The organism is Nocardia sp. CY41, from assembly GCF_009829325.1.
Taxonomy (GTDB): Bacteria; Actinomycetota; Actinomycetes; order Mycobacteriales; family Mycobacteriaceae; genus Nocardia.
In genome coordinates this window covers 35,243-60,557 of the sequence record NZ_VUOS01000023.1, presented here as the reverse complement: position 1 = coordinate 60,557, position 25,315 = coordinate 35,243, and the positions used below count along the sequence as shown (strand labels likewise).

Below are 25,315 nucleotides of genomic sequence, written 5' to 3'. Positions count from 1 at the left end.
GGTATTTCGGGTCCGCGAATCAGATCGCGGCGAGGAATATCTCGGCTATCGCCTCCAGCCCCGCCCGATCGATTTCGTCGAAGCGCTCGGGCAGCGGACTATCGAGATCGAATACTCCGATCAGCACATCATCCCGGACCAGCGGAACGACTATTTCCGAACGTGTGTCGGCGTCGCACGCGATGTGCCCGTCGAATGCGTGTACGTCGGGCACGAGTTGGGTTGCCCTGGTCCGCGCCGCGGTGCCGCACACGCCTTTCCCCAAGGCGATGCGCACGCACGCGGGTCGACCTTGGAACGGGCCGACGACCAGTTCGCGGCCGTCGTAGAAATAGAAACCCACCCAATTCACATTCGGTAGCGCGTGGAATACCAGCGCGGCGAGATTGGCGGCGTTGGCGATGCGGTCGGTCTCGCCCGCGACCAGCGCTTCGGCCTGGGCGGCCAGCTGGCGATACTGCTCGGTACGGTCTCCGGTGAGTTCGGCGACGACGAACGACATGGCCCGAATGGTACGCGCTGGGAATTCGCTGTCTGCCCATTGATTCTCGATGATCGCAACACTCCGCGAGCACCGTGCGGCCATCGCATCATCCCTGCATGACTTCGCAGCAATCCGTTTCCCGTTCCACTCGTTCGGCCGCGGTTATCGGTGCCGGACAGACCGGCGTCACTGCGGCGCTAGGACTTCTCGACGCCGGTTTCGACGTCACGCTCTACAGCGAGCGCGATCAGCGCGCTCTGCGCGACGACGTGCCCGCCACCGGTACCGCCCTCGAATTCGGTGAGACCCAGCAGGCCGAGGCCGCGCTCGGATTGGACAGTTACACCGCGCGAGCGCCCCGGCACACCGGCTTGAGCGTGCGCATCGCCGGACCCGGCCCCGACCGTCCCGAGTTGATCCAATTCGACGGTCATTTCGACGGATACGTCGGCGTCGCGGTGGACACCCGGCTCAAGGCCGACGAGCGGCTCACCGCGTTCCGCGAGCGCGGCGGCCGGTTCCTGGTCGAACCGGTGACGCCGGAGACACTCGACGGCATCGCCGCCGCCAACGACCTCACGTTGGTCGCGACCGGACGTGGCGGGCTTTCGGACCTGTTCCCCGTCGACCCGCAGCGCACCCCCTACGACGCGCCGCAGCGCTCGCTGCTCACCGTCGTCGTGACCGGACTCGGCCACGACGAGAACGTCTTCGCCCATCGCAGCGTGGCGGGCGGCGCGCACAGCGGTTTCTCCATCCTCGCCGACCAGGGTGAAGGGTGGTGGGGCCCGTACCTGCACAAGGATGCGGGGCCGAGCTGGGCGTTCCTCGGCTGGGCGTTCCTCGGCTGGGCGCGTCCCGGCAGCGATTGGGAGAAGCGTTTCGCCGCGGCGGACTCCGCGGAGTCGGCGCACCGGATCGTCCAGGACCTCTACCGCGACTACATCGACTGGGACCTGCCGGAGGTACTGGCCACCAAGACCATCCCCGAGGACCCGCACTCGTGGCTGAAGGGCGCGGTGCGCCCGGTCGTGCGGTCGGGGTTCGGGCGCACCGCGGGCGGGCACGTGGTCGCCGCACTGGGTGACACCGCCATCGCCTACGACCCGATCGCCGGGCAGGGCGCGCAGAGCGGCCTCATCCAGGCGCAGCGGTTGGTCGCGGCGGCCGCCGTGCACGAAGGGCCGTTCGACGAGGCGTGGATCGCGCGGCAGTACGCCGCCTTCCTGGCCGCCCGCGCCGACGCCGCCAACAAGGTGACCAGGCTGTTCCTCAGCGATCCCGAGCTGGCCGAGGTCGGCAACGCGTTCTTCGCCGCGGCGGCCGTGGATCCGGCGTTCGCCTCGGCGCTGGTCGGGCTGCTGCACCGCCCGCAGCCCTTCCTCGCGGTGGACTCGCCGGAAGCGGTCGGCGAGTTCATTACGCGGGTCACCGGCGAGGACGCCGCCGCGTTGTTGGGCCGTTTCGCCCCGGCGGGCGAGTTCGCCAGGTCGACCTACTCGCCGGCCCTCGCCGACGCCTGATCCGAATCGCACAGATTCAAAACCTCGTCCCGTCCGGGGGCCGGTGCTGGAGTGGAAGGAGCGCCGGACGCACGCGTGGCGTCCGGCCTCCGATCCGACGGCTACCCCCGATAACCATGGAGCAGCTATGACCACGGAGCAGATCGCCGAGCAGATCCGATTCGCCTACTGGGTGCCCAACGTCAGCGGGGGACTGGTCACCAGCGACATCGAACAGCGCACCGGCTGGGATTTCGAATACAACAAGAAGCTCGCGCAGACCGCGGAGAACAACGGCTTCGACTACGCGCTGTCCCAGGTGCGCTACACCGCCTCCTACGGCGCGGAGTACCAGCACGAATCCACCTCGTTCAGTCTCGCGCTGCTCGGTGCGACCGAACGGCTGAAGGTCATCGCGGCGGTGCATCCCGGGCTGTGGCACCCCGCGGTGCTGGCGAAGTTCGGCGCCACCGCCGACCACCTGTCCAATGGCCGGTTCGCCATCAACGTCGTCTCCGGCTGGTTCGCCGGCGAGTTCACCGCGCTCGGCGAGCCGTGGCTCGAGCACGACGAACGCTACCGCCGCAGCGCGGAATTCCTCGAGGTGATCCGCAAGATCTGGACCGAGGACAACGTGAACTACGGCGGCGATTTCTATCGCATCCGGGATTTCACCTTGAAGCCGAAACCGCTGAACACCCCCGAGCGGCCGAATCCCGAACTCTTCCAAGGCGGCAACTCCACCGCCGCCCGGCGCAACGGCGGCCGCTACGCCGACTGGTACTTCTCCAACGGCAAGGACTTCGACGGCGTCACCGAACAGCTCGACGACCTGCGCGCTGTCGCCCGCGCCAACGACCGCGAGGTCAAGTTCGGGCTCAACGGCTTCATCATCGCCCGCGACACCGAGAAGGAAGCCCGCGACACCCTGCGCGAGATCATCGCGAAGGCGAACAAGCCAGCAGTGGAGGGCTTCCGCGACGCGGTGCAGCAGGCGGGCGCGTCCACCCAGGACCGCAAGGGCATGTGGGCCGACTCCACGTTCGAGGACCTGGTGCAGTACAACGACGGTTTCCGCACCCAGCTGATCGGCACGCCGGAGCAGGTGGCCGAGCGGATCGTCGCCTACAAGCAGCTCGGCGTCGATCTGATCCTCGGCGGTTTCCTGCACTTCCAGGAGGAGATCGAGTACTTCGGCGCGAAGGTGCTCCCGCTGGTGCGCGAGCTGGAAGCCGCGCAGCGGCCTGTCGCGGCGGTGAACTGATGACCGCGGTCGCCGCCGATCGCATTCTGTCGGCGGCACAGGCGTTCGCGGTCGCGCAGCGGCTCGCGGCCGACTTCGCGTCGGGCGCCGCGGAGCGCGACCGGGATCGTGTGCTGCCGTACCCGGAGGTCGATCGGCTGGCGGCCAGCGGTTTGCTCGCGGTCACCGTCCCCGCGGCCTACGGCGGCGCGGACCTGCCGCCGAGCGTGGTCACGGAAGTGACCCGGATTCTCGCCACGGCCGATCCCAATATCGCGCAGATCCCGCACAGCCATTTCGTCTACGTGAACCTGCTGCGGCTCGCGGGTACGCCGCAGCAGCAGGAGCGGTACTTCGGACGGGTGCTCGACGGTGGGCGCATCGCCAACGCGCAGTCGGAGCGAGGCGGCGCGACCGTCGCCGAGATCGCGACCACGTTGCGGCCGGTCGGCGACCGGTTCCGGGTGGACGGCGTGAAGTACTACTGCACCGGATCGCTGTTCGCCGACCTGTTCGCGGTGCTTGCCCGGCTGGACGATCCCGAGGAACGCAGCGGTCTCGAGCCCGGGGAGTACATCGCCTACCTGCCCGCGAACACGCCGGGCGTGCAGGTCGTGGACGACTGGAACGGCCTCGGACAGCGCACCACCGGCAGCGGAACGGTTTCCTTCGACGAGGTGCTGGTCGACCGTGACCAGGTGATTCCCCGCTCGGGCGCGGTGCGCGCGCCCACCGGCTACGGCGCGTTCGCACAGCTGCTGCACGCCGCCATCGACACCGGCATCGCCCGGGGTGCGCTGAGCGCGGCCACGAATTTCGTGCGCACGCAAAGCCGTCCGTGGTTCGAGGCGGGGGTGGCGAACGCGGTGGACGATCCGCTGCTGATCCAGCGCTTCGGCGAGCTGTCCGTCGCGGTGACCGCCGCGGAGGCGACGCTCTCGTCCGCCGGATGGGCGGTGGACGCGGCCACCAGGACCGATCCGAGCGCCGCGAACATCGCCCAGGCGTCGCTGGCCGTCGCGACCGCCAAGGTCCTCGCCGATCGCGCCGCCAACGACGTGTCCGCCGCGCTGTTCGAGGTCAGCGGAACGCGCAGTGCCGCAGCGGATCTCAACTTGCACCACTTCTGGCGCAACGCGCGCACGCACACCCTGCACGATCCCGTGCGCTGGAAATACCAGCACATCGGCAGGGCCCTGCTGCACGACGCCGCGCCGCCGCTGCACGGTGTGATCTGAAAGGAGACGAAATGACAGTTGCTGTCGTCGTCGGCAATCCGAAACCCGCCTCCCGCACCCTGACCGCCGCCACCTTGGTCGCCGAGGGACTGCGGCCGGAAGTGGAACCCACCGTGATCGACTTGGTCGAGTTCGGTCCCGGTCTGCTCAGCTGGGGTGATCCGGCCGTGGCCGAGGCGGTGCGCACCGTGGCGGGCGCGGAACTCGTGGTCTTCGCCAGCCCGACCTTCAAGGCCACCTATACGGGGTTGCTGAAACTGTTCCTCGAACAGTTCGAAGGCGGAACCGGGTTGGCAGGCGTGCTCGCGGTCCCGGTGATGCTCGGGGCGGGACCGGCCCACGCCCTCGCGCCCGACCTGTTGCTCAAGCCCGTGCTCGTCGAAATCGGGGCCACCGCCGCGTTGCCCGGGCTCTACCTGTCCGATCGCACATTCGCCGAAGACGGCGTCATCGACCGGTACAGTGGTCGGTGGCGTTCGGTCGCCCAGGCACTGGCCCACAGCTCGAAGGCTGCGAATCATGCATGACCTGTTCGAATTCCCCGCCGACGGAGCCGGTCTGCGTCGCGCGTTCGCCAATTTCCCCAGCGGTGTCGTCGCGGTGTGCGCCGAGATCGACGGCGTGCCGCACGGTCTCGCGGTGAGCACGTTCGTTCCCGTCTCGCTGGATCCGCCGCTGGTTTCATTCTGCGTGCAGAACTCCTCGGCCACCTGGCCCAAGCTCGCCGCCGCGAGCCACCTCGGCCTCAGCCTGCTCGGTACCGATCAGCAGGCCGCCGCCCGCTCCCTCGGCACCCGTGACGGCGACCGCTTCCGCGACATCCAGCTGCACCGCGGCTCGGGCGACGCCGTGTTCATCGACGGCGCCTCCGCCTGGATCGAGGGCGTCCAGGAAGCGCATGTCCCCGCGGGCGACCACGCCGTTGTCATCCTCCGCATCCACCGCATCGCCACCCGCACCGACGTCGACCCGCTGGTCTTCCAGGGCAGCAGGTTCCGCCGGTTGCACGCCGAACCGGCGAACGGGGCGGCCTGAGGTAGCCGTCGCGTTCCTCCGTAACTGACGGACGTGCCTCCTCGGCCCCTCGGGGTGCGCGTATCGCCGACTCGAGCGGCGTTCGGGACGCCGCGACGGACATCCGGTGCCGGTCGTCTCAGGGTCCGGACTTCGCACTCGATCAGGACTGTGGGAGACTCTGGTGTCTCTTTACGGAAAGGTCCGGTCATGACGCTCGGCATGGTTCTCGGCGACTTCCCGCGCACTTCGGCGCGGGTCTAGACGAACCTCGGGTGATCCCTGTGCGATAGCCGCACAGTCTTTTCGCGACTCCGCGGCGAAGTGCTCGTCGTGCCCATGCACGTTCGATCATGAGGAGTACGCGGTGTCCACCGTTTGCTGGACCGAAGACCACAACACCTGCCCGACCGCCCGCTGGCATTCCGAGAACGGCGCGCCGCCGCCCGAATCCCTTGTGGTGGTGGACGACTGGATCACCGCCGACGCGGCTTGCCGAACGGCGCGAGCCGGGACCGGTCTGCTGTGGCGCGGTGATTTCCACAATGCTCGGCAACTGCTGCGTGCGATGGGGCGTCGCATAGATCGGAGGATTTCCCTCGGCGACGGTCCGGCCGAAGCGTTCCAGCGGTACCGCGCGTCGCGTCGTCGGCGCGCGCAGGTGCTCGGCAAGTTGCTCGTGCTCCTCGAAGACGACTATTCGCTGGCGTTGCGTCGCGCCCCCGATGTGCGAGGCGCGTGCACCGAGGCGTACGGGGCGCCGCACGGGCGCATGGTGGTTGCGCTCACCGAATTGCTCGGCGTGCTCGGTGCGGCGCAGTGGCGGGAGAAGGGCGTTTACGTGCCCGCGCTCGATGATCGCATCCATCCGCACTACGGCGTGTTCTCCCCCGTCCGCGGCGAGTACGTCGATCTCGTCGCGTCCGCGCCGCTACCCGCGCGGGCCGAGACGGCCTTCGATCTCGGCACGGGCACCGGCGTGCTCGCCGCGATCCTGGACCGTCGTGGAATCCGGCGAATCATCGCCACTGACAACAGTCTTCGTGCGCTGACCTGCGCCCGCGCCAACCTCGACCGGCTGGGCATGTCATCGGTCGACGTGCGCGGCCCGGCTCTCTTCCCGGACGGCAAGGCCGACCTCGTGGTATGCAATCCGCCCTGGCTCCCCGGCACGCCCACCTCGGTACTGGAAAGCGGCGTCTACGACGAGAACTCGTCCATGCTGCATGCCTTCCTGTCCGGCCTCCCAGCCCACCTGAACCCAGGCGGCGAAGGCTGGCTGATCCTCTCCGACCTGCCCGAACGCCTCGGTCTGCGCACACACGGTGAACTCCTCCACCGCATCACAACCGCAGGCCTCCACATCACCGCCCAACTGACCACCCGCCCCACCCACCGCCGAGCCCACGACTCCACCTCCCCCCTCCACCACGCCCGCACCCGCGAAACCACCTCCCTCTACCGCCTGGCACCTCGTTGAGTGGCACATGACGGAGGGTCTACTCGCGATTCGCCTATCGCCGCGCCGACGCCGTCTCAGCTATGCGCCAATCGACGTCAGCCGCCTCGGGTTTTACGTAATCGGGTGATTCGGATCGTGGTCGCCATAGTCTCGGGGGCCGGGCGCTGCGGCGGCGAGTTCGGCTGCCGCCTGTTGCAGCGACACCGCCGCTGGATGTTCGGCACCGAGCAGGGCCGCTACTTCCTCGTAGATCGGTTGGACCTTGTCCCGCAATTCCCGGGACTTGCTCACGTCGAAGTTCGGCACCGGAGATTCCTCTCATCGGCTCGGGCATTGGCTGGTGGATACATCGCGCGTTCTCGAGTGGTCACTGAACACGAACGGGTTGCCCTGGATGCGGCCTGTCACGCTCATACTGACACGCCAGGTGCCCGCGTAACATGCTGCGCTCACCTCGTATGTCCTGGATTTCGGCGGGGCCGGCGGGATCGCGGCATCGGTGATGTGGGCGGCGTTCACCCACCTACCGCCTTGCTGGTATTCCAGCGCCAGGGTCAAGATGTGCTCTTCGGGTGGCCCGTCGCACTGGGCGACGCCGTTTCCCGTGATCTTCGGTGCGTACACCGATGGCCGACTGTAGGTGAATTCGAAACCGCAGGATTTGGCGGCGATGAACTCCGTATGGATGCCGGTCATAGCCTCGGCCGGTGCCGTGCCGAGCACGGCAGAGCCGAGTATTCCGACGAGAATGATTGCGATACAGCGAGTCAGCATGAGGTTCCCCATTCCTTCCTCTATCTGAGCGGCCTGCGCGCTCAGTACTCCCGTGAGGTGTCAGGCTTCATCCGGCCCGCGCTGATCAAGACTTGCCGCGCTGCCGCCTTACGCGGACACTCGTCTGCGCGGCACCCGCGATGCCGTTGCATTGTCATGTGCGCCTCGTGGATACCGAGATCGCGATCATGCGGATTGTGCGGAAAATCCTTAGCCCGCAACATGTTTTGCGTTCGCTGCTCGGTGATGCGCGTCTTGGCGGCCTCGCGGTCGGCGGGAACCTGCCACCACATCGTGGCCGCGACCACGGGCACCATCACCATGAGCGCGGCACCGAGCCCGATTGCGAATGCGACCCACCCGTTCACTCGGCGTCCCCCTCGTTCAGCTCTGGCGTGCCGAAAGCGGTACCGACGATGGTGAATTCGTCGCCCGGAGTGCCGTACTCGTCGACCAAAGCCCATGTCTGCGACTTGTCCACAGCCATCCACAGCGGGCCGTCTTTGCGGGCGATAGCGAGCTTGGCGGCGTCGTCGGCTGTGAAGATGGCGCGTACGGCGTCGAGTTCGGCCGAGGCATGAGGTTCCATCACTCCTCCGGGTACTGCACGTGGCCAGGGTCTTCTGGACGGATGTGACCACGCTGCATACCGCGGTGACCTCGTCCATCAGGCGCGGGCATGTGACGCGCCTCAGCGATCACAACGACCGCCGCGCGGTGCAAGAGGATCCGCGCGAGTAAACAGGTGCCGCAATCGGGATCGATCTCGTCACCGGCCGAGAGCATCTCGACGAGCGTGAATCCTCGGTCGGCTAGTTCGAGGATTGTCGTAACATCGAGCTGAGGGTCTTCTGCGAAGTCCTTCTGCAGGGCCCCGATTGCCTTTGCGGTCATACCGTCCTCGCTGCTGGGTGCGTTGGTGTGCACCCGGCGCCGGGGCTCTCGCCATCGACTGGGGGTCAGCGCTGCCGATGGACTGGCATCACCCGGCGTCGGGTGCCTACCAGCACTTTCCAGCGGAAATGCAGGCAATTGAATCCACGCGACTACTACGGAACATCTACGCTGGCGTTCACGGACGGACGCACAGATGGGCCAGATCAGATGATCGTGACCAAGTGGACGGGGGTCGAGGTTCGTGCATTGCGCACCGCGGCGCTGCGTGTCAGTCAGCTGGAATTCGCCGAGATCCTGGGGTTCACCGTCGCGGCGGTGCGCAAGTGGGAAGGTCGGCGACAGACCATAGAGCTGTCAGGCAAGTACGCCGCGGCCATGGACACCATGCTCGACCGGCTCACCGATTCTGAGCGGGCGCGGTTCGAAGCTGCATTGATGCCGGGCTCACGACCAACTCACATGCGGACGGTGGCCGACACCTTCGAGTCGCCAACGGATATCGCGCGGCGGGTCCAGGGACTTTCCGAACTCGACGCGGACGGCAGTGTGATCGACGTCCTGTCGCTGGCAGTCGATGACATTGTCGACCGCTACGAGCTGGAGGGGCCGCGCCGATTGGCCCCGGAAGTGGTCTCGGCGCGCCACCAAGTCGAAGTGATGCTCGGGCAGCGCCGTCACCCCGCTCAACTTCGCATGCTTTACTCGATCGCCGCCCGCCTGTCGGGCGTGCTCGGCTACATGGCGGTCAACCGCGGGCGATTCGGGCACGCCCGGATGTACTGCCGCGAGGCGTTCGTCATCGGCGAGTTGCTCGGCGACACCGACCTGCAGGCGTGGGTGAAGGGCACCGAGAGCTTCTGTGCCTACTACCAAGGCGATTACGCGGCTGCGGTCCGGGCCGCCTATGAGGGATTGGACCTAGCCAACGGTGGGCCGCAATCCATTCGCCTGTACTCGAACGGATTGGCGCGCGCGCTCGGCAAAGTCGGGGACTCGGCTGGTGTCGCTGCGGCGATCGACGCGGCAACCACCACTGCGGCGACGCTCGACACGGGACCCGGACTCACGCCCGCATTGACCTTCGAGGCATACGGCGAGGCGCGGCTGATGGCGAACGCGGCCACCGCATTCCTCTCTGCAGGGGAGTATCAGCGCTGCCTGGACTACGGCCAGCAGGTCGAAGACCTGGTCGCCGAGTCCGATTCGGTGTGGAGCCGGTCTCTGGTGCGGCTCGACATGGCTGCGGCGATGCTCGGCGCCGGTCGTCGTGACGTCGAGCGCGCTGTTCGCCTGGGAATCGAGGCGCTCGAAGCGTCCCGCGACCGGCCGATCCGCTCGGTCTGGCAGCGGGCACACGAACTCGGCGCGATCATCGGTGCGAGCCCGGCCCGCGGGTCCGGCGAGTACCTCGGCTTCCTGCAGGAGTGGTCGTCTTCCGCGCGGGAGTTCTCGGCACCGCAGGGGTAGGGGCTCAGCCGAGCGGGAGCACGGCACACTGGGTCCAGCGATACCGGCGGCCGTCGCGGCGCAGCTCGACGAGATCGACCTTGTTCACGCGCACGCTCACCGGCGGCAGATCTCGCAGCGCGGCCACCTCGGCGATCAGCGCCGCAGCGTTCTGGGGGCGGTTGATGTAGCCGATTCCGAGGTGCGGCCGGAACTCGGTCGTCTCGGCGATGCGGCTCGTCGGCCGGTGCACTGCGGTCGCCTCGCGAACGGCACGATGCAGCCTGAACAAGTTGTCCCATGGGGCTACCGAGAATCGCAGCGCGCTACGGGAGCCGGTGAGCGGCCCGACCTCGACGTCGAACGGCGCGATGTCGACCAGCCGTGAACGCGCTGCGGCGGTGATACCCGCGAGCTGTTCGCCGGAGACATCGCCGACCTTGCCGACGTTCAGCAGTGTCATGTGCAGGGCGTCGAGCGGAACCGGGTCGATCCCGTCGTCGGCGAGAGTCTTCTGGCATCTCTCGGCGAGATCGGTCAGCGCCGGATCATCGAAGGTGAGGTACCAGTAGTAGCCGGACTGCCCGGGCGCCCATGACTTGAGGGTCCAGTGGTCATACAGATCCCCGAGCTGACGGAACGCCGTCCAATCGTTGGAACGAATGGCCGAAGGGTCGGACGCAGATGCGGGTTGCAGCAGCGGGAATGGACGCTTGGTGGGAACCACGCCGTGAGTGTACGGATCAACGAGCGACCATATCCGGCAACAAATCCGCCTGACCCGGACTGTTTCGCCCGATTCGACCGCACACCACTGCAAAAGTGTGTTGGGCACAGCTTGGATGCGGTTCCCTACTCGCCTGACGGTCGCAAACGAAAACCCGCCCTGGGCAGGGCGGGTTTTCGGTGGAGCCGATGACGGGAATCGAACCCGCGCTGTCTGCTTGGGAAGCAGAAGTTCTACCATTGAACTACATCGGCAGAGGCGGATGTGCCAACCGAGACTGTAGCAGAAGCCGCGCGTGGGGTGGGAAAAGTCCAGCTAGAAGCCGTTGACCTGGGGTAATGATCCCCCGTGCGGTCGGGCGGCGACTCGGTCTTCGGAGTTCGCGTCGCTTCCTGTCCGGTTGATCGCCATCGTGTCGAGCTGTCGGCTCGGCCGGCCGCGTCGGTCGACAGGGATGTCGTCAGATCTCATCCGACTCCGCACGCTGAATGCGGTCTATTTCGCTCCAGAGGTCGATGAAGCCTCGACATCGCCGGGTCCCGTGCTGGAAAGGTCGTCGGGAGACGTGGTCGACTCTCGCTCGGAACGCACCAAGTACCAGTACACCGTCAGGCAGAGGATGAGCCAGAGCGCGCCGAAGCACCAGCCGGCGAGGACATCCGTGGTCCAGTGGACGCCGAGGTAGATACGGGACAGGCCGACCGTGAGGACGAACAGTGCGGCGGCGACGGCGGTGCACGCGCGGAGGGCGGGGCCGTGCACGCTGGGCAGCGCGACCACCAGGACGATGCCGACCACGACGAACGAGCCCATGCTGTGTCCGGAGGGATAGGCCTGGTTGGAGACGCTGATCAGGTGATCCTCGACGGGCGGGCGGTCCCGGTCGGTCAGGCGCTTGCCGCCGCGAACGAGTAAGCCGCCGCCAAGCCCGGTGATCGCGACGAGCGCCGCCGACGTCCAGCGCCGCCGCCAGGTCAGCACCAGGCAGGTCGCGGTGGCCAGGGCGGTCATGGCGAGCGTTCCGCCCAGGACGCTGATCACCACCGCGGCCGGGGTCAGCGCGTCGATACGGTGCGCGACGGCCCAGTCGGCGATGCCTCGATCGACTCCGCCGGGGCCGCGATTCCCGACCACTCCTGCGGTGAGAGCTGCGGCGCACACCACCAGCAATGCGGTGAGCACCCCGAGAGCGTTGCGAATGCGAGGGGAGGTCACCATTCCACGTTGCCATCTTCGGCGCTGGAAGGTAACCCGGGCCGTTCCCAGCTGGGACGACACCACGCCGACGACCCGACCATCGCCGGCAAGATCGGAGCCATCGGTCCAGGCGTGAGCCGATGGACCGGCGTCGCCGGACGGCAGCGATGCGCGATGAGGCGATCGCGCCGCACGCGGGTCACGGCAGCGGCGTCCATGCCGCCTGTGTGCCGTTGTAGGCGAGCAGTGCTCGACGACCCGCTGCGTCCAGCTGGTCGTGTCGAGCGTCTGCCGGGCCGCCGTGGCAGAGCGGGTCCGAGCAGCGGCCGACGCCGACTCAGAACTTGCTGTAGCCGCCGTCGATCAGGAGGGTGTCGCCGGTGTGGTAGGCGCTGGTGGGGCTGGCGAGGTAGACGGCGACGGATTCGAAATCGCTCGGCATGCCCCAGCGGCGAACCGGGATCCTGGGGTGGACCCGTTCGCGGAAACGGTCCCAGGCGAAGGCCCCTTCGGTCATCGGTGTCTCGACCCAGCCGGGCAGCACCGAGTTCGCGCGGATGCCGTGTTTGGCCAGCTCCACCGCGATCGAGTTGACCATGGCGATCAGCCCCGCCTTGCCGGCCGCGTAGGACTGCCCGCGCGGAACGCCCTGGCGGGCGGCCAGGCTGGCGGTGGCGACCAGACTGCCGCCCTCGCCTTGGGCGAGCATCACCTTGGCCGCTTCGCGCAGGGTCACGAACGCGGCGTCGAGGTTGAGGGAGGTGACCCGGCGGAATTCCGCGAGATCGGTCTCCACGAACGGGATGAAACCCTGACTGACACCGGCGTTCACGAAGCAGGAGTCGATGCGGCCGAGTTCGTCGGTGGCGCGGCCCATGGTGTCGATCACCTGCTGCTCCTCACCCACGTCGCAGCTCAGCGCCAGCACGCGCCCGCCGAACTCGCGCAATTCGGCGGCGGCGGCCTCGTTGCGTTCGCTGTTGCGGCCGACGACGCAGACATCGGCGCCTGCTTTCGCGAGCCCACGGGCGAATCCAAGACCGATGCCGGAGTTGCCTCCGGTGATGACGGCGACGTGGCCGGTGAGGTCGAACAGCGAGCCCTCGGTCATGGTTCATCCCTTCGATCGCGGGCGGCGCTGCCCGAATGAATGCGAGGATATCGTTCTCTCCATATCACTGTGCGGCGGAGGAGTCCCGGCGAGCAGGCGCTACGCTCGTCGCGTGCTGCTTTCCGATCGTGACATCCGCGCGGAGATCGCCGCTGGGCGTCTCGGGGTCGAGCCGCTGGTGGAGAACCTCATCCAGCCGTCGAGCATCGACGTGCGCTTGGACCGGATGTTCCGGGTGTTCAACAACACTCGCTACACCCACATCGATCCCGCGCAGCGGCAGGACGAACTCACCAGCCTGGTGGAGCCGGCCGAAGGCGAGCCGTTCGTCCTGCATCCCGGCGAGTTCGTGCTGGGCTCCACCCTCGAAGTGTGCACCCTGCCGGACGACCTGGCCGGCCGGTTGGAGGGCAAGTCGAGCCTGGGCCGATTGGGTCTGCTGACCCACTCGACGGCGGGTTTCATCGATCCCGGCTTCAGCGGGCACATCACGCTCGAGCTGTCCAACGTGGCCAATCTGCCGATCACGCTGTGGCCGGGCATGAAGATCGGCCAGTTGTGCCTGCTCAGACTGACCAGCCCGGCCGAGCACCCCTACGGCAGCGCCGTGGCGGGCTCCAAGTATCAGGGCCAGCGTGGACCCACTCCGTCGCGGTCCTACCTCAACTTCCCGATTCCGGCCGCCGCGATCGACGCCGCCGAATCACGCTGACGTCGCCGGGCCCGCTTCGTCGACTGGGGAAGCGGACCCGGCGGACGGCAGCGGGGATCTGACCGCGGAGGTGATCAGTCCCCGCCGCCCGCTCCCACCGCGAGCGCCGTAGTGAGGATGACGGACAGCGGAGGAAGCGTGTCACCGCGGCTCGGCGGGCTGACCCAGAAGCACCCTTCCCGGGTCCAGCGACCGAGACCGGTCGGCAACATCACGGCGCTGCCGACGGCGGGCAGGCCGATATCCAGCCGATTGAGCACCTCGAGCACCTGTGGTCCCGGTCGACTGTCGGGCTCGGCGAGGAAACTCCATCGGATCTGCCTGGCCAACATGGGACCCCTCGTTCCCTGCTGTTCCAGTGCGGCGCGCACCTTTTCGGCACGCGCGGTAGGCAGGTGGACGACGCAAACGCGGCCGGTGATCGGCAGCATGGCGAAACCGCCACGCTCGGTGACCGGCAGTCCGAACTCGTGCCGATAGAACGCCACCCAATCGTCCACGGTTCTGAGCTTCTCGACATTCACGGCGAACTCCTTGCCTTCCGACTCAATGGTCCCGGCTCATGCCGTGATTCGGTATCGCCCGCCTGCCCGCCTTCCGCTGCCCTTCCGCTGCCTTTGATGCAGACCACATTTCACCTGTGGCCCTGCTCACAAAGCGCTCGTACTCTGGAAGGGGTTCGTTCGGAAGGGATGGCACCGTGGTCAGGCATTGGTCAGGCAAAGAGGCCCGCGCCCTTCGCGATGCCAAGCGGATGAGTATCAGGGAATTCGCGGCCCATCTGGGTGTGCACGAACGCTTGGTGTCGAAGTGGGAAGCCGGGGGCGTCCGGGTTCATCCACGACCGATCAACCAGGCCGCTCTGGACACCTCCCTGGCCAGATCCGACGACGTGGTGCGGGCCCGGTTCGCGGCCTTGATCGATCAGCCCTCGAGCGATCGAGCCGTCCCGCCGGGATTCGACGCGCGCGCCGACGCCTCGGCCCGCGTTCATTATTCGAGCGACGCCGACCTTTTGGCTCTCATAGACGCCGGTGCGATGAGAGGTGTTGCGTTAGCAGCGATTTCGGAGAGGGATCTGATCATGGCGGCTGCCCACGAGGCCAGCGAGCACGCCGGCAAGGCCGAGAGCACCAATGTCGGTGCGAGCACTTTGGAACAGCTCGACGCGGATGTCGTGCGCATCGCCAACGATTACGTGCGTATTCCGCCGGTGCCGATGATGGTGGAAATGGTGCGGGTGCGCCGCCGGGTGTATCGGCTGCTGGAAGGCCATCAGCGGCCCGCAGACACGGGTCATCTGTATCTTCTGGCGGGCACGCTCTCGGGCCTGCTCGCCAACGCCAGCACCGACCTCGGCTACTACGACGCGGCGGGCGAGCAGGCCCGGGCCGCGTGGGCCTACGCGGAACTGTGCGGGCACAACGGCCTTCGCGCCTGGACGCGCGGCATGCACGCGCTGATCGAGTATTGGTCGCAGCGCCCCCGCCGGGCGGTCCAGTTGGCCCAGAGCGGGCAGGAGTTCGCCGAGTCCGCGACCGCGCAGGTGCGCCTGCTCAACATCGAGGCGCGCATCTGGTCGGCGCTGGGCAGCGGCGCGGACACCGATCGCTGTGTGCGGGCGGCCGACGACGCCCGCGAGATCGCCGCGACCGACACGCTGCACGACGAGGTGGGCGGCGTCTTCGGCTTCAACGACGCCAAGGCCAACTACTACGCCGGGGCCACCTACATCCACCTCGGTCAGGCCGAGCCCGCGCTCGGCGCCACCCAGCGCGCCATCGAGCTGTACTCCAAAGGGCCCTCCGAGCAGCGCTCTTACGGCGCGGAGGCGCTGGCCAGGGTCGATTGCGCGGTCGCCCACCTGATCAACGGCAGCCTGGACGGCGCGGCCGAGGCGCTGCAACCGGTGCTCGGGCTCGACGAGGACAAGCGCATCGCGCAGCTCGAGGAGCGGCTGACGGGTGTACGCAGGCGGATCGCGGCTTCGGCCTTCCGCGACTCGGTGGAGGCGCGCCGGTTGGACGAGCGGATCGAGGAATTCTGCGGTTCCACCGCGGCCAGGAGCATCCCGCCGGGCGCGGCTCACTGAGTGACGCGTCACATCCGGCCGGGGCGTGGCCGCCGTCCCGGGCGGATCGGCCCCGGGCGGGTTCGGACAGGCGATTTATCCAGTTGCGACGGATGGCACCATGGGACGGGTGAGTCCTCATCATCCGCACCGCCCCCCGCGTGTTCTGGAGCAGTCCACGAAGCTGCAGAACGTCGTCTACGAGATCCGTGGACCGGTACACGCGCACGCGGCACGGCTGGAGGCCGAGGGCCACCGCATCCTCAAGCTCAATATCGGCAACCCCGCCCCGTTCGGGTTCGAGGCGCCGGACGTGATCATGCGCGACATCATCGCGGCGCTGCCGTACGCGCAGGGCTACTCCGAATCCAAGGGCATCCTCTCGGCGCGGCGCGCGATCGTGACCCGCTACGAGCTCGTGCCCGGCTTCCCCGAACTCGACGTGGACGGCGTCTACCTCGGCAACGGCGTCTCCGAGCTGATCACCATCACCATGCAGGCCCTGCTGGACAACGGTGACGAAGTGCTGATCCCGGCCCCGGACTACCCGCTGTGGACCGCCATGACCAGCCTGGCCGGCGGCACTCCCGTGCACTATCTCTGTGACGAGGCCAACGGCTGGCAGCCGGATATCGCCGACATCGAAGCGAAGATCACCGACAAGACCAAAGCGCTGCTGGTGATCAACCCGAACAACCCCACCGGCGCGGTGTACTCCGCCGAAGTGCTCCAGCAGATCGCCGACCTCGCGCGCAAGCACCAGCTGTTGCTGCTCGCCGACGAGATCTACGACAAGATCCTCTACGACGACGCCAAGCACATCTCGCTGGCCACCGTGGCGCCCGACCTGTTGTGCCTGACCTTCAACGGGTTGTCCAAGGCCTACCGGGTGGCCGGCTATCGCTCGGGTTGGCTGGCGATCACCGGCCCGAAGGAGCACGCGGCCGGATTCCTGGAGGGCATCGACCTGCTCGCCTCCTCGCGGTTGTGTCCGAACGTGCCCGCGCAGCACGCGATTCAGGTCGCCCTCGGCGGTCATCAGAGCATCGAGGATCTGATCCTGCCCGGCGGCAGGTTGCTCGAGCAGCGCGATGTCGCCTGGGAGCGGTTGAACACGATTCCCGGAGTGTCGTGTGTGAAGCCGAAGGGCGCGCTGTACGCGTTCCCGAAGCTGGACCCGAACGTGTACGAGATCTACGACGACTCGAAGCTGATCCTGGATCTGCTGCTGCAGGAGAAGATCCTGATGGTGCAGGGCACCGGCTTCAACTGGCCGCACCACGACCATCTCCGGATCGTCACGCTGCCCTGGGCCCGGGATCTGGCGGTCGCGATCGAACGCTTCGGCAACTTCCTCGCCAGCTATCGCCAATAGTGGGAAGAGCGGCGGTTGTCAATATAATCGCCCCGCTTCCGGCCCGGAAACAAACTCGATGTACGGATACCTGTCGGATTTGGCGACTAGCTAGCGCAAAAGAAGTACTTTTGTGTACAGTGGTCCTCGGCACTCTGAGTGCCTGGTCGGATTGCCTACCCCCCCTGGGCATATCCGACCTCGGGTTAGGCCGCCTACCCCCCTGGGCCGCCTGCCCTGCGGGCGGCGGAGACATCCCCCTGCTCTCCGCCGCCCCCCTCTAATCTCGTTCTTTGTGCGATCGGATCGCTCTGACCGTGTATTCGCAGTGTTCGGCAACCGCCGCGCCGGTCTTGAAAATGAAATCCTTTAGGCTCGCTCCGGGCAGAACCACATCTGACAGGTAGGAGCGCGGTGAGCGACCACCACCATCACCACGATCATTCGGGACCGATCGCGATCGGCGCGACCGCGGCACGCGTGGTCATCGGGCTACTCACTGTGATCGGGGTCGTCGTTGTCATCGGCGCGATCGCGCTGTGGCCCAGCAAGCAGCACATCGACATCCCGCTGCCGATGCAGAACGCGGGCGGCGGCGCGGTGCAGACCGAGGCGGGCACCGTGGTGCTGCAGGACATCGGACCGTGTGGCAGTCCGTCGCTGGGCAAGGTATTCGTCGACCAACCCGAGCCGCCACGCAGCACCGCCTACACCTGTCAGCGCAGCCTGATCGCGATCGAATCCGGGCCGCACAAGGGCAACCGCACATTGCTGGAGATCGCCCCCGGCCCAGGGCAGCCCGACCTGCGCGCCGGTGACGAACTCCGCCTCGTCCGCCAGACCGATCCGAGCGGGACGCCGCTGTACTCGTTCGAGGACTACTCGCGCGGACTGCCGCTCACGCTGATCGTCGTGGCGTTCGTGGTGGTGATCATCGCGGTGGCGCGCTGGCGCGGCGTCCGCGCGCTGCTCGGCTTGGTGTTCGCCTTCGCGGTGCTGGTGTTGTTCCTGCTGCCCGCGCTGCTGGACGGCAAACCGGCCATCCCGGTCGCCCTGGTCGCGGGCTCGCTCATCCTCTACGCGGTGCTGTATCTGGCGCACGGGGTGAACCTGCGCACCAGTTCGGCGCTGCTCGGCACGCTCACCTCGATGCTGCTGGCCGCCGCGCTGTCCTGGCTCACGATCGAGCTCACCGATCTCACCGGGCTTTCGGAGGAACAGAACACGAACGTCGCGACCTACCTCGAGCACGTCAGCATCACCGGCCTGCTGCTGGCCGGATTCATCATCGGTTCGCTGGGTGTGCTCAACGACGTCACGATCACCCAGGCATCGGCCGCGTTCGAGCTGGCCGCCCTCGACGAATCGGCGTCGCGCCGGGAGGTTTTCGCCGCCGCCATGCGTGTCGGCCGCGACCACATCGCCAGTACCGTCTACACCCTGGTGTTGGCCTACGCCGGTGGAGCGCTGCCGCTTCTGCTGTTGTTCAGCGTGGCGGGGCGGTCCATCCGCGACGTGCTGACCGGCGACGCGGTGGCGATCGAGATCGCGCGCTCGGCGGTCGGCGGCATCGCGCTGGCGCTCTCGGTGCCGTTGACCACCGGCATCGCGGTGCTGCTGGCCCGGCCCTTCAAGACCAAGGAACCCAGCCCGCCTCCGCCTCCGCGCCGAGCCCGGCACGCCAGGGTCTGAACTGCATCCAGCCACCGCGCGCAGCCCGGGCGGCTCAGCCCCTGAGTTCGCCCTGGGCACCCGGTGCGGATCCCGGCAGGCCAGCGCGTTCGCGCCTGAGCAACGCGAGTCTCGCGCGGGCTCGGCACGCCGAACGACGGCCACCCGCGTGCAGCCCGGCGCGTCAGGGTAGTTCGGCCCCGCCGCGAGTTGTGCTGCCGCCCGGCTCAGCGTGGTGGCGGCGGGGGGAAGGGGAAGACCTCCGGCGGGATCGTGGGGACCACGATCGGCGGGAGGCCCGGCACCACAATGGTGTTGGGGCCGGGCGTCGGCGGCGCCTCGCTGGTGGTCTGCCGCCGGTTCGGCGGGGGCGCGGCGACCGATTCGTGCGCGGGCGATTCCGTGGTGCCCGGCGCGACCGCGATCTGCGGATCCAAGCTGGTCGTGCGCGGTGCGGTGGTCGGGGACAGGGACGGCGAGCCCTCGCTGGTATGCGAATCCCGTTCCAGCACCTGGGGTCCGTAGCCGAGGCCGAGCCCGATCGCGGCGACCACGGCCAGCGCGCTCACCGTCAACACGGCGCCGCTGATCTCGCGTTTGCCACGCTGGGCCGGGGCCGACAACCAGGCGGGCGACAGCTCGTCGTCCAGCGCCGCGGCCGCGGCGGGCGTCTCCTTGCGAACCGGTCTGGCCAGCAGCGCGGCGCCGCGTGCCATCACGGTCTCCGGGCTGTCCGGCACGATGACGGGCACGCCCATCCAGCGTTCGAGCACCTTGGCCACCAGCGGGATCCGCGCGCAACCGCCGATGGCCAGCACGCCGTGCACCGGGCGGTCCGAGCGCACGATCACGTCGCGCGCCATCCGCGCCGACGACTCGATGGCCAGCATGATCAGCGATTCGAAGTTCTCCTGCGCGAGCAGGACCAAACCCTGCTCGCTGGGCAGCGCCACCGCGGTATTGCTGGTCAGCTGCTCCTTCGCCTCCCGGCACAGCGCGTCCAGCGCGGCCAGGCCCGCGGCGTTCGGCGGATGCGCGATGCGCCCCGAGGCGATCTGCTGCTCTCGGATCAACGAGTCGAGATAGTCACCGCTGATATCGCTGGTGCGCTCGCTGTGCCGCACCTCGCGCGTCTGGGTGTCGACCACGCTCACAGTGAGACCCGAGCTGCCCAAGTCGTAGACGACCAGCGAGGAGATGCCCCGAATATCCCCGGTGGCCTGCGCGAACTCGAGTGCCGCCGCGATCTCCGGCACGAGTTCGTAATTGGTGAGCTGCTGGCGCGCCATCGCGGCGCGGATGGCGCGGGCGTGCTGCTCGCTGCGGTAGGCGATCGCGGTCGCGCCGATTCCCGGCGTGGCTTCCAGGGTGACCCCGATGGCTTCGGCCGCCAGCTCTTCCACGCTTTGGTCCAGGACCGGGATGGTCTGCAGATCGAAAGAATGCGGGGAGACATGCCCGTGGGGGTTACCGGCGTGCGGCCGCGCCATACGGACAGCGCCGGCCCCCACCGAAACTCCCAGTACCGAACTCATCAGCTGCCCATCTCGTTCACACTTCACGACATGCGAGCCTGCGCCGTCCGTCGGCGGAGACCCGCTGGACGGACCCTACCGCCGGCGATCAGCTGTGCTTAAGGCAGGACTGGTCGTCTGTCTGGCAGTAGCCCGCCTCGCCCCGCAACTCTACGGTGTACCGAGTCCGGCGTACACCCATCCGGCTGCTCTCCAGGTGGCACGATTGAGACAGTTCCGGCCGTCGATGATCGAGCGGGCCCGCACCACACCGTCCAGGTCCTGCGGCCGCAGCGCGGTGAATTCGTCCCACTCGGTGAGCACGAGCACCACATCGGCCCGCTCACACGCCTCGGTCACGGAAGTCGCGTAATTCAGGGTGGGGAACACCCGTCGCGAGTTCTCCAGTGCCTTGGGGTCATAGACGGTCACCACGGCCCCGTGCAGCTGGATCATGCCCGCCACGTTCAACGCGGGCGAATCGCGGACGTCGTCGGACTCCGGTTTGAACGCCGCGCCGAGCACCGCGACGTTGGCTCCCAGCAGTGAACCGCCGCAGGCGCGGGCGGCCATGTCGACCACCTTGGTCCGGCGGCGCATATTGATGTTGTCCACCTCGCGCAGGAAGGCGACGGCGTGGTCGGCGCCGAGTTCACCGGAGCGGGCCATGAACGCGCGGATGTCCTTCGGCAGACACCCGCCGCCGAAACCCAGGCCCGCGTTCAGGAATCGGCGGCCGATGCGCGCGTCGTAGCCGAGCGCGTCGGCCAGCATGGTCACGTCGGCGCCGGTCGCCTCACACACCTCCGACACCGCGTTGATGAACGAGATCTTCGTGGCCAGAAAGGCATTGGCGGAGACTTTCACCAATTCGGCTGTCGCCAGGTCGGTGAGCAGGAACGGGACCTCGGCGGCGAGGAGATCGGCGTAGATCTCGCGCACCAGATCCTCGACCCATCCTGCCGCGGCACGCCCCGGGTCGACGCCGAGGACCAGCCGGTCCGGCCGCAAGGTGTCCTTGACCGCGAAGCCTTCCCGCAGGAATTCCGGGTTCCACGCCACCTCCACGTCGGTGGAACTCAGGGCGCGAGCGCGGGCTCCGAGCGCGGCGGCCGTGCCGACCGGAACCGTCGACTTGCCGATGATCACCGAGGGGCGCTCCAGCAGCGGGGCGAGCGTATCCACCACCGCGTGCACGTACTTCAGGTCGGCGGCGTACTCGCCCTTCTTCTGCGGGGTGCCCACGCCGAGGAAATGCACCTCCGCGTGCGCGGCCGCCTCGGCGTAGGAGGTGGTGAACCGCAAGCGGCCCGCGTCGAGGTTGCGACGCAGCACACCCTCCAGGCCCGGTTCGTAGAACGGCACCACCCCGTCGGACAGCTTCGCGACCTTGCCCGGGTCCACGTCCACTCCGATGACGTCGTGCCCGAGTTCGGCCATGCACGCCGCGTGCGTGGCCCCGAGATACCCGGTTCCGAAGACTGTGCATCGCATGATCGATTGGTAAGCCTCTCCGGTGGCCGCGCCACGTCAGCGAGGCAAGGGTCCGGGCAACAGCAGATGTACATGCGGCGACATCGGTGATTACGGTGCCGTGACCTGGCATAACGGTCGCTAGTATCGACGTGGTGCGACGTCGTCGGTGGGTGTGGAGCGGGCTCGGCGCCTGCGTGGCGGTGGTCGTCGCGACGGTCGCGCTGTGGCCGGTCTATGTGCGCCCGCGGACCGACCCGCCCGTGTCGGCGGACGCTGTTCTCGTCCTGGGCGGGGCGCACGACGGCCGCGAGCAACTGGGTCTGCGCTTGGCGCGCGAGGGGTACGCGCCTCGCGTGGTGTTCTCCGATCCCTATGAGAACAGCGCCATGCTGAACCGTATCTGCCACGGCGGCTACAGCTTCGAAGTCGTGTGCTTCGACCCGTCCCCCCGCACCACCCGCGGCGAGGGGCGCGAACTCGCCCGCCTGGCCCGCGCCCACAATTGGCGGCGAGTCATCGTCGTCACCTTCACTCCCCACATCTCCCGAGCCCGCTACGTCTTGCAGAAGTGCTGGAACGGAGAACTCCTCTTCGTCGATCCCGAACCAGACCTCTCCATCCCTCGCTGGGCCTACGACTACGCCTACCAATCCGTGGGCTTCACAAAGGCATTTTTCGAGGACTGCTGAATCACTGCGGGCCCATCGGGCGTTGTCCATCGCAGGCCCGCCGAACGATATCCGCGAACCCGCGGCGGACCACTCCGGAGGCGGCAACTCGGCCCGAAGTGATCCGGCGGCCGGGGGCGTGATGTGGGCCCTGCTGCCCAGCTGCGTCGGTACTACCTGGTGAACAATCTGCGGGCGGATGACGTCACTTTGACTCTGTGAAAGAAGTAGCCGTACATTCTGTCGCGTAGTGGCGGGATGGCCGCCATGGAAGCAATGGTGCACACCTCTCCGGGAGGGCAGATGGATTACGACTGGTCAGCGGAGGATCTGGCGTTTCGCGACGAGGTGCGCGCATTCCTCGACGCGAAGCTGACGCCGGAATTGCGGCGGGCCGGGCGCTTGGCGACGAGCGTGTATCCCGACCACGAGGCGAGCATGGAATGGCAGCGAATCCTGCACGAGCGCGGCTGGGCGGCGCCGGCCTGGCCGGTGGAGCACGGCGGATGCGACTGGAGCCTGACCCAGCACTACATCTACCAGCGGGAATCCGCGCTGGCCGGCGCGCCCGCGCTCTCGCCGATGGGCATCAGGATGGTGGCGCCCGCGATCATCGCGTTCGGCACGGAAGAGCAGAAGGCGTTCTTCCTGCCGCGCATCCTCACCGGCGAGGTCTTCTTCTGCCAGGGATACTCCGAGCCCGAGGCGGGATCGGACCTGGCCGCGTTGTCCATGGCCGCCGTCGACGACGGCGAGGATTTCGTGTGCACCGGCAGCAAGATCTGGACCACCCACGCCACCGAGGCGAACTGGATCTTCTGCCTCGTGCGCACCTCGCGCACCGGGAAGAAGCAGCAGGGCATCACGTTCCTGCTGATCGACATGACCGCGCCGGGCATCGAGATCCGGCCGCTGGTGATGACCTCCGGTGAGCAGGTGCAGAACCAGGTCTTCTTCGACAACGTGCGGGTGCCCAAGAGCAATGTGCTCGGCCGGATCGACGACGGGTGGACCGTCGCGAAATACCTGCTGGTACACGAGCGCGGCGGAGCGGCCGCGCCGTGGCTGCAGGTCATGGCCGAGGACATCGCCGCCAACGCGGCGCAGCAGCCCGGCCCGGACGGCAACCCGCTGATCGATGACCGCGCCTTCGCGGCGAAGCTCGCGGATCTGCGCATCCGCACCGAGGTCCTGGAGATCCTGGAATATCGCACCATCTCCGCGATGGCGCAGGGCAAGAACCCGGGCCCGGCATCCTCCATACTCAAGATTCTCGGCACCGAACTCAGCCAGAAGCTCACCGAACTGGCGCTGGAGGCCGCGGGACCGCGCGGGCGCCTGTACCAGCCGCACGCCACCAAGCCCGGCGGGCCGATCGCCCAGTTCACACCCCCCGCCGACGGTTACCACAGTGGCGCGGCTTGGCAGGCCGTCGCGCCGCTGAAGTACTTCAACGACCGAGCGGGCTCGATCTACGCGGGCAGCAACGAGATTCAGCGAAACATCCTCGCCAAAGCAGCATTGGGGCTCTGATGGACTTCACGCTTACCGACGAGCAGGAAATGCTCCGCTCCGCGATCGCCGGCTACCTCGGCGCCCGATACGACCTGGAGAAGAGCCGCATCGCGGCGAAATCGGAGGTCGGCTGGCAGCCCGCCGTATGGCGCGGCTTCGCCGACGAACTGGGCATTCTCGGCGCGACCCTGCCCGAGCGGGTGGATGGCACGGGCGGCGGGCCGGTCGAGCTCATGGTGATCGCCGAGGAACTCGGCCGGGCCTTGGTGGTCGAGCCGTTCGTGGACACGGTGGTGATCGGCGCCGGATTGCTCGACCGTTGCGGCGGGGAGCAGGCCGATGCCGTGCTGCGCCGGATCGTGGCCGGGGACGCGCGCATAGCATTCGCCGCGCTGGAACCGACTTCGGGGCATGCCCTGTACGACGTGTCCACCACCGCCCGCCGCGACGGCGACGCCTGGGTGCTCGACGGCGCGAAAATCGTGGTGACCGGCGCCCCGTCGGCCACCGACCTGCTGATCACCGCACGCACGTCCGGCGAGCGGCGCGACAAGGCGGGGATCTCGCTGTTCCGGCTCCAATTCGACGCCGGTGATCCGCCCCCCGGCGTCGAGGTGCACACCTACCGCACCATCGACGACCGTACCGCCGCCGACCTGGTGTTCACCGGCCTGCGGCTGCCCGCCGACGCTCTACTCGGCGCGGAGTCGGACGGCTGGGCCGTCATCGAGCCGACCATCGCGGAGGCGACCGCGGCGATCTGCGCCGAAGCGGTCGGCTGCATGCGCAAGGTGCTCGCCGACACCATCGACTACGCCAAGCAGCGCGAGCAGTTCGGTCAGCCGATCGGCAGCTTCCAGGCGCTGCAACACCGCATGGTCGATATGTACATCGAACTCGAACAGGCCATCGCGGCGGTCCATCTCGCCGTCCACTCGCTGCGCGCGCCCGCCGCGGACCGCGCCCGCGCCGTCTCGGCGGCGAAGGTCACCGTTGCCAGGGCGGCCCGGTTCATCGGACAGAACGCCGTGCAACTGCACGGCGCGATGGGCATGACCGAGGAACTGGCCATCGGCCACTACTTCAAGCGGCTCACCGTGATCGAGCACGAATTCGGCTCCACCGACGAGCACCTCGCCAGGTACGCCGCGCTGACCCGGCCGTAGGTTCGGGAGTCGCGCAGACGACTCGCGCCCGCAACAGTTCGGGATGGCGCGACCCGAACCGATGGCCGATGCT

At 67.9% G+C, this 25,315-nt stretch carries 26 protein-coding genes and 1 tRNA gene; 14 read left to right on the top strand and 13 right to left on the bottom strand.

Features of this window, described 5'->3' with window-relative positions; all coding sequences use genetic code 11:
• Nucleotides 1–19: 19 nt before the first annotated feature.
• Complete coding sequence (locus GVY64_RS25180; protein WP_159846168.1) at nucleotides 20–502, bottom strand: GAF domain-containing protein; 483 nt, start codon at nucleotides 500–502, stop codon at nucleotides 20–22.
• A 98-nt stretch (nucleotides 503–600) separates the two neighbouring features.
• On the opposite strand from GVY64_RS25180, the gene GVY64_RS25175 reads away from it, so the two are divergent.
• The 6 genes from GVY64_RS25175 to GVY64_RS25150 all read left to right on the top strand — a co-directional run bounded on the left by GVY64_RS25175 (nucleotide 601) and on the right by GVY64_RS25150 (nucleotide 6,961).
• Entirely contained in the window at nucleotides 601–2,007 is a 1,407-nt protein-coding gene (locus tag GVY64_RS25175; RefSeq protein ID WP_159846166.1) for a styrene monooxygenase/indole monooxygenase family protein, read from the top strand.
• Nucleotides 2,008–2,134: 127 nt separating this feature from the next.
• Nucleotides 2,135–3,250, top strand: a complete 1,116-nt coding sequence (sfnG, locus tag GVY64_RS25170) for a dimethylsulfone monooxygenase SfnG (RefSeq protein WP_159846163.1) — start codon at nucleotides 2,135–2,137, stop codon at nucleotides 3,248–3,250.
• Nucleotides 3,250–4,467: an SfnB family sulfur acquisition oxidoreductase gene (locus GVY64_RS25165; protein ID WP_159846160.1), complete on the top strand. Its 1,218-nt coding sequence runs from the start codon at nucleotides 3,250–3,252 to the stop codon at nucleotides 4,465–4,467. The genes sfnG and GVY64_RS25165 overlap by 1 nt, the downstream gene beginning before the upstream one ends.
• A gap of 11 nt (nucleotides 4,468–4,478) precedes the next feature.
• A complete protein-coding gene (locus GVY64_RS25160; protein ID WP_159846157.1) occupies nucleotides 4,479–4,994 on the top strand; it encodes an NADPH-dependent FMN reductase in 516 nt (171 codons plus the stop codon).
• Nucleotides 4,987–5,502: a flavin reductase family protein gene (locus GVY64_RS25155; RefSeq protein ID WP_159846154.1), complete on the top strand. Its 516-nt coding sequence runs from the start codon at nucleotides 4,987–4,989 to the stop codon at nucleotides 5,500–5,502. Before GVY64_RS25160 ends, GVY64_RS25155 begins: the two co-directional genes overlap by 8 nt.
• A gap of 346 nt (nucleotides 5,503–5,848) precedes the next feature.
• Entirely contained in the window at nucleotides 5,849–6,961 is a 1,113-nt protein-coding gene (locus GVY64_RS25150) for a methyltransferase (protein WP_159846151.1), read from the top strand.
• A gap of 93 nt (nucleotides 6,962–7,054) precedes the next feature.
• Here the strand turns inward: GVY64_RS25150 and GVY64_RS25145 are convergent, their stop codons facing one another.
• Genes GVY64_RS25145 through GVY64_RS25125 form a run of 5 tightly spaced genes read right to left on the bottom strand, consistent with a single transcriptional unit; the run spans nucleotide 7,055 to nucleotide 8,611 of the window.
• Nucleotides 7,055–7,249, bottom strand: a complete 195-nt coding sequence (locus tag GVY64_RS25145) for a hypothetical protein (protein WP_159846148.1) — start codon at nucleotides 7,247–7,249, stop codon at nucleotides 7,055–7,057.
• A gap of 12 nt (nucleotides 7,250–7,261) precedes the next feature.
• On the bottom strand, nucleotides 7,262–7,717 hold the full coding sequence (locus GVY64_RS25140; RefSeq protein ID WP_159846145.1) for a hypothetical protein: 456 nt from the start codon (nucleotides 7,715–7,717) through the stop codon (nucleotides 7,262–7,264).
• 41 nt (nucleotides 7,718–7,758) lie between these two features.
• Nucleotides 7,759–8,085, bottom strand: coding sequence for a hypothetical protein (locus tag GVY64_RS25135; RefSeq protein ID WP_159846142.1), 327 nt, complete (start codon nucleotides 8,083–8,085; stop codon nucleotides 7,759–7,761).
• Nucleotides 8,082–8,306 carry a hypothetical protein gene (locus GVY64_RS25130; protein ID WP_159846139.1) on the bottom strand — a complete coding sequence of 75 codons (225 nt, stop codon included), beginning with the start codon at nucleotides 8,304–8,306 and terminating at the stop codon, nucleotides 8,082–8,084. The genes GVY64_RS25135 and GVY64_RS25130 overlap by 4 nt, the downstream gene beginning before the upstream one ends.
• Nucleotides 8,306–8,611, bottom strand: coding sequence for a hypothetical protein (locus GVY64_RS25125; RefSeq protein WP_159846136.1), 306 nt, complete (start codon nucleotides 8,609–8,611; stop codon nucleotides 8,306–8,308). Before GVY64_RS25125 ends, GVY64_RS25130 begins: the two co-directional genes overlap by 1 nt.
• Nucleotides 8,612–8,638: 27 nt before the next feature.
• Here GVY64_RS25125 and GVY64_RS25120 point away from each other — a divergent pair, with 27 nt between their 5' ends.
• Complete coding sequence (locus GVY64_RS25120; RefSeq protein ID WP_159846133.1) at nucleotides 8,639–10,081, top strand: transcriptional regulator; 1,443 nt, start codon at nucleotides 8,639–8,641, stop codon at nucleotides 10,079–10,081.
• 4 nt (nucleotides 10,082–10,085) lie between these two features.
• On the opposite strand, the gene GVY64_RS25115 is transcribed toward GVY64_RS25120, so the two are convergent.
• The 4 genes from GVY64_RS25115 to GVY64_RS25100 all read right to left on the bottom strand — a co-directional run bounded on the left by GVY64_RS25115 (nucleotide 10,086) and on the right by GVY64_RS25100 (nucleotide 13,095).
• Nucleotides 10,086–10,787: a 2'-5' RNA ligase family protein gene (locus GVY64_RS25115; protein ID WP_159846130.1), complete on the bottom strand. Its 702-nt coding sequence runs from the start codon at nucleotides 10,785–10,787 to the stop codon at nucleotides 10,086–10,088.
• 180 nt (nucleotides 10,788–10,967) lie between these two features.
• A tRNA-Gly gene (locus GVY64_RS25110) sits at nucleotides 10,968–11,041 on the bottom strand.
• Between the two features lie 241 nt (nucleotides 11,042–11,282).
• On the bottom strand, nucleotides 11,283–12,005 hold the full coding sequence (locus GVY64_RS25105; RefSeq protein WP_159846128.1) for a phosphatase PAP2 family protein: 723 nt from the start codon (nucleotides 12,003–12,005) through the stop codon (nucleotides 11,283–11,285).
• A gap of 316 nt (nucleotides 12,006–12,321) precedes the next feature.
• Nucleotides 12,322–13,095, bottom strand: coding sequence for an SDR family NAD(P)-dependent oxidoreductase (locus tag GVY64_RS25100; protein WP_159846125.1), 774 nt, complete (start codon nucleotides 13,093–13,095; stop codon nucleotides 12,322–12,324).
• Nucleotides 13,096–13,207: 112 nt separating this feature from the next.
• Between GVY64_RS25100 and dcd the strand changes: the two genes are divergently transcribed.
• The gene (dcd, locus tag GVY64_RS25095; RefSeq protein ID WP_159846122.1) at nucleotides 13,208–13,807 is read left to right on the top strand and encodes a dCTP deaminase; all 600 of its coding nucleotides are present in this window, start codon (nucleotides 13,208–13,210) and stop codon (nucleotides 13,805–13,807) included.
• A 74-nt stretch (nucleotides 13,808–13,881) separates the two neighbouring features.
• Here dcd and GVY64_RS25090 read toward each other — a convergent pair whose 3' ends face one another.
• Nucleotides 13,882–14,331 carry a hypothetical protein gene (locus tag GVY64_RS25090; RefSeq protein WP_063016495.1) on the bottom strand — a complete coding sequence of 150 codons (450 nt, stop codon included), beginning with the start codon at nucleotides 14,329–14,331 and terminating at the stop codon, nucleotides 13,882–13,884.
• Nucleotides 14,332–14,561: 230 nt separating this feature from the next.
• Here GVY64_RS25090 and GVY64_RS25085 point away from each other — a divergent pair, with 230 nt between their 5' ends.
• The 3 genes from GVY64_RS25085 to GVY64_RS25075 all read left to right on the top strand — a co-directional run bounded on the left by GVY64_RS25085 (nucleotide 14,562) and on the right by GVY64_RS25075 (nucleotide 18,924).
• Complete coding sequence (locus GVY64_RS25085) at nucleotides 14,562–15,899, top strand: helix-turn-helix domain-containing protein (protein ID WP_159846119.1); 1,338 nt, start codon at nucleotides 14,562–14,564, stop codon at nucleotides 15,897–15,899.
• Between the two features lie 100 nt (nucleotides 15,900–15,999).
• Complete coding sequence (locus tag GVY64_RS25080; protein ID WP_159846116.1) at nucleotides 16,000–17,253, top strand: pyridoxal phosphate-dependent aminotransferase; 1,254 nt, start codon at nucleotides 16,000–16,002, stop codon at nucleotides 17,251–17,253.
• Between the two features lie 393 nt (nucleotides 17,254–17,646).
• A complete protein-coding gene (locus GVY64_RS25075; RefSeq protein WP_159846113.1) occupies nucleotides 17,647–18,924 on the top strand; it encodes a YibE/F family protein in 1,278 nt (425 codons plus the stop codon).
• Between the two features lie 206 nt (nucleotides 18,925–19,130).
• On the opposite strand, the gene GVY64_RS25070 is transcribed toward GVY64_RS25075, so the two are convergent.
• Nucleotides 19,131–20,438: an Hsp70 family protein gene (locus tag GVY64_RS25070; protein WP_236567158.1), complete on the bottom strand. Its 1,308-nt coding sequence runs from the start codon at nucleotides 20,436–20,438 to the stop codon at nucleotides 19,131–19,133.
• Between the two features lie 150 nt (nucleotides 20,439–20,588).
• Nucleotides 20,589–21,911 (bottom strand): UDP-glucose dehydrogenase family protein, encoded by a 1,323-nt coding sequence (locus GVY64_RS25065; protein WP_159846110.1) that lies wholly within the window; start codon nucleotides 21,909–21,911, stop codon nucleotides 20,589–20,591.
• Nucleotides 21,912–22,045: 134 nt separating this feature from the next.
• On the opposite strand from GVY64_RS25065, the gene GVY64_RS25060 reads away from it, so the two are divergent.
• From GVY64_RS25060 to GVY64_RS25050, 3 genes are all read left to right on the top strand, one after another.
• Nucleotides 22,046–22,582, top strand: a complete 537-nt coding sequence (locus GVY64_RS25060) for a YdcF family protein (RefSeq protein ID WP_159846107.1) — start codon at nucleotides 22,046–22,048, stop codon at nucleotides 22,580–22,582.
• Nucleotides 22,583–22,864: 282 nt separating this feature from the next.
• On the top strand, nucleotides 22,865–24,094 hold the full coding sequence (locus GVY64_RS25055; RefSeq protein ID WP_159846104.1) for an acyl-CoA dehydrogenase family protein: 1,230 nt from the start codon (nucleotides 22,865–22,867) through the stop codon (nucleotides 24,092–24,094).
• A complete protein-coding gene (locus GVY64_RS25050; RefSeq protein WP_159846101.1) occupies nucleotides 24,094–25,242 on the top strand; it encodes an acyl-CoA dehydrogenase family protein in 1,149 nt (382 codons plus the stop codon). The genes GVY64_RS25055 and GVY64_RS25050 overlap by 1 nt, the downstream gene beginning before the upstream one ends.
• Nucleotides 25,243–25,315 lie beyond the last annotated feature (73 nt).

Coding starts and splice junctions, on each gene's coding strand:
- sfnG (WP_159846163.1), top strand. CDS start 2,135: ATGACCACGGAGCAGATCGCCGAGCAGATCCGATTCGCCTACTGGGTG.
- GVY64_RS25050 (WP_159846101.1), top strand. CDS start 24,094: ATGGACTTCACGCTTACCGACGAGCAGGAAATGCTCCGCTCCGCGATC.
- GVY64_RS25175 (WP_159846166.1), top strand. CDS start 601: ATGACTTCGCAGCAATCCGTTTCCCGTTCCACTCGTTCGGCCGCGGTT.
- GVY64_RS25055 (WP_159846104.1), top strand. CDS start 22,865: ATGGATTACGACTGGTCAGCGGAGGATCTGGCGTTTCGCGACGAGGTG.
- GVY64_RS25065 (WP_159846110.1), bottom strand. CDS start 21,911: ATGCGATGCACAGTCTTCGGAACCGGGTATCTCGGGGCCACGCACGCG.
- GVY64_RS25140 (WP_159846145.1), bottom strand. CDS start 7,717: ATGCTGACTCGCTGTATCGCAATCATTCTCGTCGGAATACTCGGCTCT.
- GVY64_RS25165 (WP_159846160.1), top strand. CDS start 3,250: ATGACCGCGGTCGCCGCCGATCGCATTCTGTCGGCGGCACAGGCGTTC.
- GVY64_RS25100 (WP_159846125.1), bottom strand. CDS start 13,095: ATGACCGAGGGCTCGCTGTTCGACCTCACCGGCCACGTCGCCGTCATC.
- GVY64_RS25070 (WP_236567158.1), bottom strand. CDS start 20,438: ATGAGTTCGGTACTGGGAGTTTCGGTGGGGGCCGGCGCTGTCCGTATG.
- GVY64_RS25080 (WP_159846116.1), top strand. CDS start 16,000: ATGGGACGGGTGAGTCCTCATCATCCGCACCGCCCCCCGCGTGTTCTG.
- GVY64_RS25125 (WP_159846136.1), bottom strand. CDS start 8,611: ATGACCGCAAAGGCAATCGGGGCCCTGCAGAAGGACTTCGCAGAAGAC.
- GVY64_RS25085 (WP_159846119.1), top strand. CDS start 14,562: ATGAGTATCAGGGAATTCGCGGCCCATCTGGGTGTGCACGAACGCTTG.
- GVY64_RS25160 (WP_159846157.1), top strand. CDS start 4,479: ATGACAGTTGCTGTCGTCGTCGGCAATCCGAAACCCGCCTCCCGCACC.
- GVY64_RS25105 (WP_159846128.1), bottom strand. CDS start 12,005: ATGGTGACCTCCCCTCGCATTCGCAACGCTCTCGGGGTGCTCACCGCA.
- GVY64_RS25180 (WP_159846168.1), bottom strand. CDS start 502: ATGTCGTTCGTCGTCGCCGAACTCACCGGAGACCGTACCGAGCAGTAT.
- GVY64_RS25155 (WP_159846154.1), top strand. CDS start 4,987: ATGCATGACCTGTTCGAATTCCCCGCCGACGGAGCCGGTCTGCGTCGC.
- GVY64_RS25130 (WP_159846139.1), bottom strand. CDS start 8,306: ATGGAACCTCATGCCTCGGCCGAACTCGACGCCGTACGCGCCATCTTC.